At 60.6% G+C, this 13,739-nt stretch carries 11 protein-coding genes; 6 read left to right on the forward strand and 5 right to left on the reverse strand.

Annotated elements, in window-relative coordinates; translation table 11 throughout:
- Nucleotides 1-156 precede the first annotated feature (156 nt).
- Nucleotides 157-681, forward strand: coding sequence for a DUF6586 family protein (locus AC1Q9F_RS18120; RefSeq protein ID WP_492620549.1), 525 nt, complete (start codon nucleotides 157-159; stop codon nucleotides 679-681).
- A 106-nt stretch (nucleotides 682-787) separates the two neighbouring features.
- Nucleotides 788-1,021, forward strand: a complete 234-nt coding sequence (locus AC1Q9F_RS18125) for a hypothetical protein (RefSeq protein ID WP_007953047.1) — start codon at nucleotides 788-790, stop codon at nucleotides 1,019-1,021.
- 89 nt (nucleotides 1,022-1,110) lie between these two features.
- Here the strand turns inward: AC1Q9F_RS18125 and sulA are convergent, their stop codons facing one another.
- Nucleotides 1,111-1,584 (reverse strand): SOS-induced cell division inhibitor SulA, encoded by a 474-nt coding sequence (gene sulA / locus AC1Q9F_RS18130; protein ID WP_207983441.1) that lies wholly within the window; start codon nucleotides 1,582-1,584, stop codon nucleotides 1,111-1,113.
- A 10-nt stretch (nucleotides 1,585-1,594) separates the two neighbouring features.
- Nucleotides 1,595-2,203 (reverse strand): transcriptional repressor LexA, encoded by a 609-nt coding sequence (gene lexA / locus AC1Q9F_RS18135; RefSeq protein WP_007953044.1) that lies wholly within the window; start codon nucleotides 2,201-2,203, stop codon nucleotides 1,595-1,597.
- Nucleotides 2,204-2,433: 230 nt separating this feature from the next.
- Between lexA and AC1Q9F_RS18140 the strand changes: the two genes are divergently transcribed.
- From AC1Q9F_RS18140 to AC1Q9F_RS18150, 3 genes are all read left to right on the forward strand, one after another.
- Entirely contained in the window at nucleotides 2,434-3,141 is a 708-nt protein-coding gene (locus AC1Q9F_RS18140; RefSeq protein ID WP_007953037.1) for a TetR/AcrR family transcriptional regulator, read from the forward strand.
- Between the two features lie 170 nt (nucleotides 3,142-3,311).
- Entirely contained in the window at nucleotides 3,312-4,310 is a 999-nt protein-coding gene (gene nagZ, locus AC1Q9F_RS18145) for a beta-N-acetylhexosaminidase (protein WP_492620696.1), read from the forward strand.
- Between the two features lie 12 nt (nucleotides 4,311-4,322).
- Complete coding sequence (locus AC1Q9F_RS18150) at nucleotides 4,323-5,060, forward strand: S-methyl-5'-thioinosine phosphorylase (protein WP_492620550.1); 738 nt, start codon at nucleotides 4,323-4,325, stop codon at nucleotides 5,058-5,060.
- Between the two features lie 114 nt (nucleotides 5,061-5,174).
- On the opposite strand, the gene AC1Q9F_RS18155 is transcribed toward AC1Q9F_RS18150, so the two are convergent.
- The 3 genes from AC1Q9F_RS18155 to mfd are packed head-to-tail and all read right to left on the reverse strand — an operon-like array spanning nucleotide 5,175 to nucleotide 11,903.
- Complete coding sequence (locus tag AC1Q9F_RS18155) at nucleotides 5,175-7,865, reverse strand: SNF2-related protein (RefSeq protein ID WP_492620551.1); 2,691 nt, start codon at nucleotides 7,863-7,865, stop codon at nucleotides 5,175-5,177.
- 11 nt (nucleotides 7,866-7,876) lie between these two features.
- Nucleotides 7,877-8,443: a CsiV family protein gene (locus AC1Q9F_RS18160; protein ID WP_007953029.1), complete on the reverse strand. Its 567-nt coding sequence runs from the start codon at nucleotides 8,441-8,443 to the stop codon at nucleotides 7,877-7,879.
- 10 nt (nucleotides 8,444-8,453) lie between these two features.
- Entirely contained in the window at nucleotides 8,454-11,903 is a 3,450-nt protein-coding gene (gene mfd, locus AC1Q9F_RS18165; protein WP_492620552.1) for a transcription-repair coupling factor, read from the reverse strand.
- Between the two features lie 354 nt (nucleotides 11,904-12,257).
- Between mfd and AC1Q9F_RS18170 the strand changes: the two genes are divergently transcribed.
- Entirely contained in the window at nucleotides 12,258-13,721 is a 1,464-nt protein-coding gene (locus AC1Q9F_RS18170; RefSeq protein ID WP_207983436.1) for a glyceraldehyde-3-phosphate dehydrogenase, read from the forward strand.
- Nucleotides 13,722-13,739: the final 18 nt, after the last annotated feature.

Genomic DNA, 13,739 nt, shown 5'->3' on the forward strand with positions numbered 1-13,739 from the left:
CTTAAAATACAAAACGCCCGATGCGGTGCATCGGGCGTTAGGGTGAAACAGGTGTAAACCTATTTCAGGACTAGACAATGCTTGCGGTCGGATCGGCTGATCCATGACACTGTCCGGCCTGTGTGAAGCAATTATTTCGTTGTGGAGAGTGCCGACATGGCCCACGAACTCTATACCCGTACCAATCAGAAGATCTATTTCGCGGGTTTGTCGCTGGAAGCGCTGGCCAGGGCCGAAGAGGTGCGGGCGATGAACTCGCTGGCGCTGATTCAGGCCGGGCGCGAATCCGCACTGTTTCATCTCTACGGTGCATTGTTGGGGCTGTGTCATGAAATCGCCGGCTTCTATCGTCTGCCGCAAGCCAATGCGTCGCGGGCGGAAACCCTGCTGACCCGCGAAGTGCTGGAGTCGATTGCCATTCCTGAGCTGGCGGAGATGATCGAGCTGGCGGGCAATCCGGAGACCTGGCTGGCTAAATTGCTGGCCGCGCACTCGGCGCTGTTTCAGCCGCCACGGGTGCCACACAAGCCGAAGGGCGATGTGACGCAGCCGTTGATTCAGGCCGTGAATCTGGATGAAGAAGAGGTGGTTGAAGAGTTGAGCCGCGAAGAGCTCGAGAGCTGGCGGCAGAACCTCAAGGGGCTGGCGATCCGTTTCCGTGAAGGCTTGAACGAGTGCTGAGGAGCTGTGGACTGGCGGCGACGAGAGGCGTGCTGCTGGTCAAGATCCCGAGCGAAGCCTGAATGATGTCTATATAATCCCTGCCTTTCGTGGAGAACAGACCTATATGCCAACGTCCTTTCTAGAAATTGTCGAGCTACCAGACGGCCGAATCGAACTGCGCAGGGCCGAGGACGAGGGTTCTCTGGTGACTCTGGATTTCTCCGAGGATGCCAAGGCGTTTCTGCAGGGCCAGCACGTTGAAATTGCCAAAGCGATGTTGAGCGTCGGCGTGCAAATGGCGGGGCGTATGGTTGAAGGCGAATTCGATAAGGATGAGGGGCCGCGGGTTCTTCATTGATCCGCTGTCTGTCATCAGTTACTGCTCCAGATCGGCTTCTCTATCCCTGGAGAAGCCCTGCGCTTTACATGGCGCGCATTGTTGCTGAATCACCCCAAACGAATGTTCAGGCTTTGAGCGTCCCCGGTGCGGGCGGCGCTGATCAGCTGTTGCCGTGACCCTGCGCTCAGTGGGTTCAGCCATGTGACGACCGTGTGGCTGCGGCCCAGGCGTAATGCTTCGCAGGCTAGTTGCTGAGCGCTTTGAGCGCCGCGCGGTTGTAACAGCAGGATGCGTTCGCGATTCAATCCTGCATCCCGCAGCCAGGTCTGGGTCAGGCTGGCAGGCGGTGCAATCAGGGTCAGCCAGCGTGCGTCCTGATCCTCGCTCAGTTCGCGAAGAATCGGTGCCAGCAGGTTCAGGCAGTTCCCGGTCGCGCCGCGCAGTGACAGCTCGCTGAACGCTTCAGGTTCGGTATTCCACGGACGCTCGACGACATCCTTGAGGATGGGGGCGAGCGGTTGGGCCAGAAACGCTTCGAACAACGGCAGTTGTGTTTGCTGAGGTGCGTGTGGGAACTGCATAAAGCCTCCTTTAGCGGCGGATGACGCCGACACTCAAGCCTTCGATGACCAGTTCCTGGTCTTTCAGGTTGACTTCGATAGGAGCGAACTCGGGGTTTTCGGCAATCAGCCAGACTTTGCTGCCGTCACGCTTGAAGCGTTTGACGGTGACTTCGTCGCCGATCCGCGCAACCACGATCTGACCGTTGCGTGCCTCGCGGGTGGTGTGAACCGCCAGCAGGTCGCCGTCGAAAATACCGATGTCCTTCATGCTCATGCCGTGGACGCGCAACAGGTAGTCGGCGCGCGGATGAAAGAAGGCCGGATTGATATTGCAGGACTCTTCGATGTGCTGCTGGGCGAGAATCGGCGCGCCGGCAGCCACTCGACCAATGATCGGCAGGGTGGATTCGTCGACCTTGGCTTCGAAGCCAGGGATGCGAATGCCGCGAGAGGCGCCGGGGGTCATCTCGATCGCGCCTTTACGGGCGAGTGCCTTGAGATGCTCTTCGGCCGCGTTGGGCGATTTGAAACCCAGTTCCTGAGCGATTTCCGCACGGGTCGGCGGGTAGCCGTTGTCTTCGAGGCAGCGTTTGATAAAGGCCAGAATCTCGGCTTGGCGTGGCGTCAGCTTAAGCATATTGATCGCTCTGTCTTTTTATACAGTGACTGGGATTATATACAGTGAAGCGGTCTTGGCAATGATCGTTTTTTGCCATGCCGCCGGACGGTCAGTGCCGAAGCTGATTAATGTGGCGTCCTTGTTGTGGTTAAATAACTGACCGACCATTCCCAAAACGAACTGGCAGGCTTGACAAGGCATAGGCTGAAACGTATGTTTCAAACAAGTGTTTGTCAGGCGGAGTAGCCATGGCCCAGTCGGAAACCGTTGAACGCATTCTTGATGCTGCAGAACAGCTGTTCGCGGAAAAAGGTTTCGCTGAAACCTCGTTGCGTCTGATCACCAGCAAGGCAGGGGTCAACCTCGCTGCGGTGAACTATCACTTCGGCTCGAAGAAGGCGCTGATCCAGGCGGTTTTTTCGCGCTTCCTCGGTCCGTTCTGCATCAGCCTCGACAAAGAGCTGGAGCGCCGCCAGGCCAAGCCAGAGAACAAGCCTTCGCTCGAAGAGCTGCTGGAAATTCTCGTCGAGCAAGCGCTGGTGGTTCAGCCACGCAGCGGCAACGATCTGTCGATCTTCATGCGCTTGCTTGGTCTGGCCTTCAGTCAGAGCCAGGGCCACTTGCGCCGTTATCTGGAAGACATGTACGGCAAGGTTTTCCGTCGCTACATGTTGCTGGTGAACGAAGCCGCCCCGCGCATTCCTCCGATCGAACTGTTCTGGCGCGTGCACTTCATGCTCGGTGCCGCAGCATTCAGCATGTCGGGTATCAAGGCCCTGCGCGCGATTGCCGAGACCGATTTCGGCGTCAATACCTCCATCGAGCAGGTGATGCGCTTGATGGTGCCGTTCCTGGCAGCCGGCATGCGTGCCGAAACCGGCGTCACCGACACGGCCATGGCCACCGCGCAGTTGCGACCACGCAGCAAATCCGCACCGGCACCTGCCAAGGTTTAACCGTCCATGGGTGGGCGCGGCAGCTGACATCCGCTAAGCTAGCCGCCCATGTCGACTCTCGTTCTGAACCCGTTTCTCATTGAAATCACCGACCCGCCGGGCAATGCCCCAGGTGGTGATTTCGTGGGCGACGGGTTTTTCGTTTTCAAGGAATCTCTATGACTGCTGGCCTGCAAGGCTCGTTGATGGTGGACGTCGCCGGTACCTGGCTGACGGCCGAAGATCGCCAATTATTGCGCCAGCCCGAAGTGGGCGGCCTGATCATTTTTGCCCGCAACATCGAGCATCCGCGCCAGGTGCGCGAACTGAGCGCGGCGATCCGTGCCATTCGTCCGGACTTGCTGCTGGCGGTAGACCAGGAGGGCGGTCGCGTCCAGCGTCTGCGTCAGGGCTTCGTGCGTCTGCCAGCCATGCGCGCCATCGCTGACAACCCGAACGCCGAGTATCTGGCCGAGCAATGCGGCTGGATCATGGCCACCGAAGTGCTGGCGGTCGGACTCGACCTGAGCTTCGCGCCGGTGCTGGATCTGGATTATCAGCGTAGCGCCGTCGTCGGCACCCGCTCGTTCGAAGGTGACCCGGAGCGCGCCGCGCTACTCGCCGGTGCTTTCATCAAAGGCATGAACAGCGCCGGCATGGCCGCCACCGGCAAGCATTTCCCTGGCCACGGCTGGGCGGAAGCCGACTCGCACGTCGCGATTCCCAACGACGAGCGCAGCCTCGAAGAGATTCGCGCCAACGACCTCGTGCCGTTCGCCAGACTCAGCAAGCAACTGGCCGCCGTCATGCCGGCCCACGTCATTTACCCGCAAGTCGACGCACAGCCCGCCGGTTTCTCCCGACGCTGGTTGCAGGACATTTTGCGCGGCGAGTTGCAGTTCGACGGCGTTATCTTCAGCGATGACCTGTCGATGGCCGGTGCCCACGTGGTTGGCGACGCCGCCAGCCGTATCGAAGCGGCACTGAGTGCCGGTTGCGACATGGGTCTGGTGTGCAACGACCGCGCGGCCGCCGAACTGGCCCTGAGCGCCGCGCAGCGCATGAAGGTCAAGCCGTCGCCGCGCATCGCGCGCATGCGCGGTCAGGCATTTGCCAACACCGAATACCGCCAGAATCCGCGCTGGCTGACCGCTGTCGGCGCGCTCAAAGACGCTCAACTGATCGATTAAGGATTTTTCGCTATGACGGTTTACGCAATCATCGGCGGCACCGGCCTGACCCAGCTGGAAGGCCTGAGCATTCGTCAGTCGCTGGCGGTGGATACGCCTTATGGCGCGCCCTCGGCCGAGGTTCAGATTGGCGAGTATGCCGGCAAGGAAGTGCTGTTCCTCGCTCGTCACGGCCACCCGCATCGCTTCCCGCCGCACAAGGTCAACTACCGCGCCAACCTGTGGGCGTTGAAGCAGGCCGGGGCCGAAGCGATCATCGCGGTCAACGCCGTGGGCGGGATTCATCCTGCAATGGGCACCGGACATTTCTGCGTGCCGCATCAGATCGTGGACTACACCAGCGGTCGCGAGCACACCTATTTCGCCGATGAGCTGGAACATGTCACACACATCGACTTCAGCTTTCCCTACAGCGAACCGCTGCGTCAGCAACTGATTGCTGCGCTGGCCGCCGAAGGTTGCGAGTACAGCGATCAAGGCGTTTACGCCTGCACCCAGGGCCCGCGTCTGGAAACCGTGGCCGAGATCGTGCGTCTGGAGCGTGACGGTTGCGACATCGTCGGCATGACCGGCATGCCGGAAGCGGCGCTGGCCCGTGAGCTGGATCTGGATTACGCCTGTCTGTCGCTGGTGGTGAACCCGGCGGCGGGCAAGACCACTGAAGTGATCACCATGGCCGAGATCGAGCAGGCGTTGCACGATGGCATGGGCAAGGTGAAGTCGACGTTGGCGCGCGTACTCAAGGGCTGAGTCTGGCTCGAAACCGATTCGAGCCTCTCGCGGGCAAGCCCGCTCCCACAGAGCTCACGCTAAACCTGTGGGAGCGGGCTTGCCCGCGAATCGATCTGATAGCCGACAAAGATCTCAGCGCTTTTCAAACTTGTCCGGCAACGGCGCAAACAGCGCCTCGATATCGTCACTCTGCAGCTTCCAGTCCCCGGCCTTGCGCCCATCCAGCACGCCGGCCGCCAGGTCGGACTTTTCCTTCTGCAAGTGCTGAATCTTCTCCTCGACCGTGCCCCGGGCAATCATCTTGTAGACGAACACCGGCTTCTCCTGACCAATGCGATACGCGCGGTCGGTTGCCTGATTCTCGGTCGCCGGATTCCACCACGGATCGTAGTGAATCACCGTGTCCGCTTCCGTCAGGTTCAGACCCACACCGCCAGCCTTCAGGCTGATGAGAAAGATCTGACGCTTGCCGCTCTGGAATTCCTTCACCGGTGTACGCCGATCACGGGTCTGTCCCGTCAACAGCGCATACGCGACATTGCGTTTTTTCAGCTCGTCCTCGATCAGTGACAGCATCGAAGTGAACTGCGAGAACAGCAGAATCCGCCGGCCTTCCTCGAACAGCTCCTCAAGCATTTCCATCAGGCTGTCGAGCTTGCCTGAGGTGCTGCCGCGCGCGGGCAGGGTGGCGTCGTTGACCAGGCGCAAATCGCAGCAGACCTGACGCAGCTTGAGCAACGCTTCGAGAATGATGATCTGACTGCGCGCCACGCCTTTGCGGGTGATCTCGTCGCGAACCTTCTTGTCCATGGCCAGACGCATGGTTTCGTACACGTCGCGCTGCGCTTCGTTGAGATCAACCCAGTGGATGATCTCGGTTTTCGGCGGCAGCTCGGTGGCAACCTGTTCCTTGGTGCGGCGCAGCAGGAACGGTTTGATCCGACCGTTGAGGTGCTGAAGTCTGACTTCGCTCGCGCGTTTTTCAATCGGCACGCGGTAATCGGCGTTGAAGCTTTTGACGTCGCCGAGCCAGCCGGGCAGCAGGAAGTGAAACAGCGACCACAGTTCGCCCAGGTGGTTTTCCAGCGGCGTCCCGCTCAGGCACAGGCGCTGACGCGCATTGAGTTCACGGGCAGCCTGGGCGGCTTTGCTGTTCGGGTTCTTGATGTACTGCGCCTCATCCAGCACCAGCACGTGCAGCGGCTGCTGTGCGAGGCGTTCAACATCCTTGGGCAGCAGCGCATAGGTCGTGAGGATCAGGTCGTATTCGGCCAGATGCTCGAAATGCTTTTTACGACTGGCGCCGTACAGCGCGACAACCTTGAGCTGTGGCGTGAAGTGCGCCGCTTCGTCCAGCCAGTTGGGAATCAGACTGGTAGGCATCACTACCATGCACGGGCGATCCAGGCGTCCGGCGTTCTTCTCGCTGAGAATATGCGCCAGTGTCTGTAGGGTTTTACCCAGGCCCATGTCATCCGCGAGAATCCCGCCGACCTCAAGTTGTCGCAGCGACTGCATCCAGCTCAAGCCTTCGAGCTGATAAGGACGCAGCGTCGCATTCAGCCCCTTCGGTGCTTTGGTGCTGTAGTCGCGGATGTCTCGCAAGCGCTGGGCGAAGCTGCGAATCTTCTCGCCACCTTCCCAGAGCAGGGGAATGCCTTCCAGCGAATTCAGGCGCGTGGCGTCGGCCTTGCTCAGGCGCAGGGTGGTCTCGCCCGGCTCTTGTAAATAGAACTCGCCAAGGGTCGCCAGCACTGGTTTCAGTCGGCCGAGGGGCAGGGCGACTTGCAAGGGGCCGTGCTCGCTGTTGCGTTGCGGGATGTTCACCAGAATCAGCTCATCATCGCGCCGTCGGGCGAGACGTTCCGGGTTGAGGATTTCCGTGTGTGAACGCATCAGGTTGAGCAGGATCGGCAGCAGGCTCAGGCGCTCACCGTTGACGATGATCCCCAGCTCCAGATCGAACCAGTCGCGTTCCGGCGTCTGCTCGACGGTGGCGTACCAGTCGTCGACGGCGGTCAGGTCGAAACCGAACTCATCGTCGACCAGCAGCTCCCAGCCTTGAGTGCGGAGCTTCGGCAGATCGTTGAGGGTGAACGTCAGCCAGGCGCTGTCGTTGACCATCTCGTAGAGTTCGCCGGCGCTTTCCGGCAGGGCCTTGCTCTGGCGGGTGGCGATGCGGAACCCGAGAATTCGCAGTTGCTCGCGGTAACTCTGTTCGATGTCCGGGTGGCGTTTGACCCGCAGGGTCTGGGCTTCCTGGCGAATCAGAATGTCGCTGTTCTTTTGCCCGCTAACGTATTCGTCGAGGTAGCTGAAGGACAGCGCCGCACGATGCTGGATGTAACGCTGCATCTTGCCGTTGCGCGGCTCGAACGCGCTGAACTCGACGCTGGCCAGCCACAGGCGCGGCACCGGTTGCACGTTGTCCACCAGCACTTGCGGTGGTGCTTTCGGGCTGCGGTTTTCCAGCACGGCCTGGAGTTTTTCCAGCAGTTCGGCGTCTTTTGCAGCGGCGGGGTATTCGAGGGTTTCCTGCACTTGCAGCAATACCGCCGCACAGTGTTTGCAGTTGCTGTGCACCGGGCAGGTGCAGGTGGCGTCGACCATCAGCAGCGTGCCTTTGGCTGACTCGCGCAGATGAATCGTCTGACGGTAGACATTACCGCCAGAGCCTTCGCAGCTCGCGGTAATGGTCGCGTCGCCGACCTGTACGAATCGCACCCGGTTTTCCAGCGCGTAGCGGCGGCCACGCTCCAGGCTTTGTTCCTTGAATCGGCTGACCCAGGAGGAGGCCAGCGGTTTACTCAGTGGCGGGGGCATAAGGACTTCGATCAGTCCGGAACGACTTCAGGCGCTTCCCGAGGCGCGGGCGCCGTCAGCGAAGTGATCTTGATCAGTAGGGCCAGGTGACCGTTGTCGAGGTAGTTGAGTTGGCCGTTCTTGGTGTGGCTGTCCTGTTTCAGGCGCTCGCTGGCGGTGACCATGCCGTTGGCGTCGATCTGATTGACCCAGAAGTCGGCGTTCACGTCGGTGAAGCGCCCGAGCTTCATTTCAATCGTGCCTTCGATCGGGAACTGGCCGAACTGCTCCTGACCTTCGCTGACTGCGACCTTGGCTGGCGTCTCGCCCAGGGTTTGCTGCCAGGCTTTATGCATCAGCACACTGTACTCGCCGCTGGCGGTGAGTTTGGTCACAACATCGTTCAGCGCCGGGGTGCGCTTGCTGTCATCGCCCAAACGCTGAGCGCCGGCCGCCCAGTCTTCCGGTGCGGCGCGGCTGACAATCGCCGGCACGGCGTTCTGGCGTACCAGAATCATTTCGACCTGATACAGGTCATCGGCAAACGCCGTCGGTGCTACAAGAGTCAGTAGCAAGGTCAATGAGCGAAACAGGCGCATGCGGCGTCCTTCAAGCAGTTTTCGGGATGAGGCGCTCGAACAGCGCCTCCACAGTATTAAAGCGCTCTTCCGGGCGCTCCATCGGCACCTGGAACTTGAACATCGTGGCGCCTTCGAATTTGTAGCGTTTTGGCTGGCTCTGGATCAGTTTGATCAGGGTCATCGGGTCGACCGGCGTCTGCGCCGCGAACTCGATGCGCCCACCTTGCGGGCCGCCATCGACTTTCTTGATGCCCAGCTGCTCGGCCTGCAATTTCAGCGCCGTGATGCGCACCAGATTCTTGGTCGGCTCCGGCAGCAGACCGAAGCGGTCGATCATCTCCACTTGCAGATCCTTCAGGCCTTCCTCGTCGGTGGCCGAAGCGATGCGCTTGTACAGGATCAGGCGTGCGTGCACATCCGGCAGGTAATCTTCCGGAATCAGCGCCGGCACCCGCAGATTGACTTCCGGGCCGCCGCCGAGCGGCTGGTCGAGGTTCGGCTGCTCGCCCTTGCGGATCGACTTCACCGCGCGCTCGAGCATTTCCATGTACAGCGTGAAGCCGACCGCCTGAATCTGACCGCTCTGACCGTCGCCCAGCAGTTCGCCGGCGCCACGGATTTCCAGGTCGTTGGTGGCCAGCACGAAGCCCGCACCCAGATCCTGAGTATTGGCAATCGCCTCCAGACGTTTTTCCGCATCGCCAGTGATTTGCTGGCGCGGCGGGGTCAGCAGGTAGGCGTAAGCCTGGTGGTGGCTACGGCCAACGCGACCGCGCAACTGGTGCAACTGCGCCAGGCCGAACTTGTCGGCGCGCTCGATAATGATGGTGTTGGCGCTCGGTACGTCGATGCCGGTCTCGATGATGGTCGAGGCGATCAGCACGTTGAAGCGCTTGTGGTAGAAGTCGCTCATCACCTGTTCGAGTTCGCGTTCGCGCATCTGCCCGTGGCCGATGCCGATCCGCGCTTCCGGCACCAGTTCGGCCAGGTCGGCGGCGCACTTCTCGATGGTTTTCACGTCGTTGTGCAGGTAATAAACCTGGCCGCCACGCAGCAGCTCACGCAGCAAGGCCTCTTTGACCGTGCTCTTGTTCTGCTCCATGACGAAGGTGCGCACCGACAGGCGTCGCGCCGGCGGTGTGGCGATGATCGACAGGTCGCGCATGCCCGACACCGCCATGTTCAGCGTGCGCGGAATCGGCGTGGCGGTCAGCGTAAGAATGTCGACTTCGCTGCGCAGGGCCTTGAGCTGCTCCTTCTGACGGACACCGAAGCGGTGCTCTTCATCGATGATCACCAGCCCGAGGTTTTTGATCTTGACGTCGTCCTGCAGCAGCTTGTGGGTGCCGATGACGATGTCGATGTTGCCTTCGGCCAGTTCGGCCACCGCAGCATTTACTTCCTTGGCCGACTTGAAACGGCTCATCACTTCCACGGTCACCGGCCAGTCGGCGAAGCGGTCGCGGAAGCTGTTGTAATGCTGCTGGGCGAGCAGGGTGGTCGGCACCAGGATCGCCACTTGCTTGCCACCGTGAACCGCGATGAAGGCGGCGCGCATGGCCACTTCGGTCTTGCCGAAACCGACGTCGCCGCAGACCAGTCGATCCATCGGTTTCGGCGCGAGCATGTCTTCGCGCACGGCTTCGATGGTGGATTGCTGGTCCGGAGTTTCTTCGAACGGGAAACCGGCGCTGAAGGTCGCGTAATCGGCTTTCGGATCGGCAAATGCATAACCTTCGCGGGCGGCGCGACGGGCATAGATGTCGAGCAGTTCGGCAGCCACGTCGCGCACTTGCTCGGCGGCCTTGCGCTTGGCTTTCTGCCAGGTCTCGGAGCCGAGGCGGTGCAACGGGGCCAGTGCATCGTCGCTGCCGGTGTAGCGGGCGATCAAATGCAGGTTGGCCACCGGCACGTAGAGCTTGGCGTTCTCGGCGTATTCGAGGGTCAGGAATTCGGCAGCCTGGTTATCGATTTCCAGAATCGTCAGGCCGAGATAACGGCCGACGCCGTGGTCGATGTGCACCACCGGCGCGCCTTCGCGCAGTTCGGTGAGGTTCTTGATCACTGCATCGTTGTTAGCGTCGGCGCGTTTTTCGCGGCGGCGACGCTGCATCACGCGCTGGCCGAACAGCGGACTTTCCGCGACCAGTGCCAGCGCCGGGTCGTCCAGCATCAAGCCTTCGTCGAGCGGGGCGATGGTGATCGCCAGGCGATCCTTGCTCGCGACGAAGTCCGGCCAGCTGTCGACGGTTTTCGGGCGCAGCTTCAGGCGATCCAGCAACTCCAGCAGCACTTCGCGACGACCGGCAGATTCGGCGGTGAACAGCACGCGTCCGGGGAACTCGTCGAGGAATGCCGAAAGCGCGGCCAACGGCTGGGTAGCCTTGGCTTCGATCGCCAGATTCGGCAATGCCTGCGCCGGAAAACGCTCGCGGCCGACACCGCTTTCCACGTCCTGCTGACTGGCGACCACGCGCGGCCAGTTCTTCAGGCGGGCAAAGCAGTCTTCCACCGGCAGGAACAGTTCGGCCGGCGGCAATAAAGGACGCGATGGATCGACGCGGCGTTCTTCATAACGATTGCGCACGTCGTTCCAAAAGTTTTCCGCCGCCTGCTCGATGCCCGGCAGCGAGAACACTTGAGTGTCTTGCGGCAGGTAATCGAACAGGGTCGAGGTTTCTTCGAAGAACAGCGGCAGGTAGTACTCGATACCGGCCGGCGTGATGCCGCTGCTCAGGTCCTGGAAGATCGGGCAACGACGGAAGTCGACGTCGAAACGCTCGCGAAAGCGCGCCTTGAAGCGGGTAACCGCTTCTTTCTGCAGCGGGAATTCCTTGGCCGGCAGCAGCTTGACCGAATCGACCTTATCGATGGAGCGCTGGTTTTCCGGATCGAAGGTGCGCAGGGTTTCGATTTCGTCGTCGAACAGATCGATGCGATAAGGCAGTTTGCTGCCCATCGGAAACAGGTCGATCAACGCGCCACGCACCGTGAACTCGCCGTGCTCGTAGACCGTGTCGACGTAGCGATAGCCGCTGGCTTCGAGGCGCGAGCGCATTTGCTCGACATCGAGTTTCTGGCCGACGTCCAGCACCAGGCTGCTGCCGAGCAGGAATTTGGTCGGCGCCAGACGGTGCAGGGCGGTGGTGATCGGCACCACCAGCACGCCATGTTCCAGCTCCGGCAGTCTATAAAGGCTGGCGATGCGCTGGGAGATGATGTCCTGGTGCGGCGAAAACAGGTCGTAGGGCAGGGTTTCCCAGTCCGGGAAATGCAGCACCGGCAAATCCGGGGCGAAGAAGCTCAGCTCCTGCTCCAGCCGTTCGGCACTCTGGCTGTCGGCGGTCAAAAGCAGCGTGAAGCGCTTGGCGGCGCTGGCAGCCTCGGCAATCGCCAGGCTCAGGGCGGCACCGGGGAGGTTGCCCCAGTGCTGTTTACCTGCCGCGGCAGGGAGAAGCGGTAGACGCAGAACAGGCACGGAAGGTTGAGCTCCAGGCGTTGCGACAAAGTCGGTAATTGTAGCGGCGTCCGGTGCCGCCTGTCAGTTGCAGGATGCGTCTATCTGCGCTGTTTGGGAAAAATGTAGTGGTAACCATAAAAACCAGCGCTTTTTTTACGGTTATGTAGTGCCGAAAGTCGTCGGTGTTACGGAGGGTTACAGACATCGTCTAACAGTCGTCGAAAAAATGGCTGCGCTGGAAGCCCCGGTTTTACTGGGCTGGCGGGGAGCGTTATTTTTTTGGACGGATATTTGTTACCGATTGCGCGACAAGCGCGCATTGCTACAAGAGGTTCTCGGCGGCATAATGTAGCCCCTTTTTTCTGCCCCTACATGTGGAAGGTTACCGTGACTCAGAAGCCCGACCAGTGTCTTGGTGAATGGATCGACCGTGAAGCACTCGCAGAAGCGATGATTCCGCTTATCGGTCAGCTCTACCGCAACAATAACGTGGTGAGCTCGATCTATGGCCGCAGCCTGATCAACCAGTCTGTCATCGCGATTCTCAAAGCTCACCGCTTTGCTCGCCACCGTTCTGCCGACGACAGCGAACTCTCCGTCCACGAAACATTCCCACTGCTCAAGGCCATGAGCGAGCTCAAGCTCGGCGCGGCCTCGGTAGATCTGGGCAAGCTGGCGTACAAATTCCGCAACGAAGGCAACGGCCGCACCGCCGAGCAGTTCGTTCGCGAAGAAATGGCTGACGTGGTTGGCCAGCAAAACGCTTCGGCACGCAAAGGCACCGACGTTGTACTGTACGGCTTTGGTCGTATCGGCCGTCTGCTGGCGCGCATCCTGATCGAGAAAACCGGTGGCGGCGACGGCCTGCGTCTGCGTGCCATCGTGGTGCGCAAGGGCGCCGAAAACGACCTGACCAAGCGCGCCAGCCTGCTGCGTCGCGATTCGGTACACGGTTCGTTCAACGGCACCATCACCATCGACGAAGAAAACAACACCATCACCGCCAACGGCAACCTGATCCAGGTTATCTACGCGAAGAACCCTACCGAAGTGGATTACACCCAGTACGGCATCAAAGATGCGCTGCTGGTGGACAACACCGGTGTATGGCGTGATGCCGATGGCCTGGGTCAGCACTTGCAGTGCCCGGGTATCGACCGCGTTGTTCTGACCGCGCCTGGCAAGGGCAAACTGAAGAACATCGTTCACGGTATCAACCACAACGAAATCACTGCTGACGACAAGATCGTGTCCGCCGCTTCCTGCACCACCAACGCCATCGTGCCGGTGCTGAAAGCCGTGAATGACAAGTTCGGCATCATCAACGGTCACGTCGAAACCGTTCACTCGTACACCAACGACCAGAACCTGATCGACAACTTCCACAAGGGCGATCGCCGTGGCCGTAGCGCCGCGCTGAACATGGTGATCACCGAGACCGGTGCTGCCACCGCTGCTGCCAAGGCCCTGCCTGAGCTGGCCGGCAAGCTGACCGGTAACGCGATCCGCGTTCCGACGCCGAACGTGTCGATGGCCATTCTCAACCTGAACCTTGAGAAAGGCGCTTCCCGTGAAGAGATGAACGAGTACCTGCGCTACATGGCGCTGCACTCCGATCTGCACAAGCAAATCGACTTCGTCAATTCGCAGGAAGTGGTTTCGACCGACTTCGTGGGCTCGCGCCACGCCGGTGTGGTCGACGCAGAAGCGACCATCGTTCAGGACAACCGCGTTGTTCTGTACGTCTGGTACGACAACGAGTTCGGTTACAGCTGCCAGGTGATCCGCGTGATGGAAGACATGGCCGGTGTAAACCCGCCAGCGTTCCCGCGCTAAGCCTTAGCTGCAAATGAA

This window comes from Pseudomonas sp. GW823-FHT04A03, from assembly GCF_058796615.1.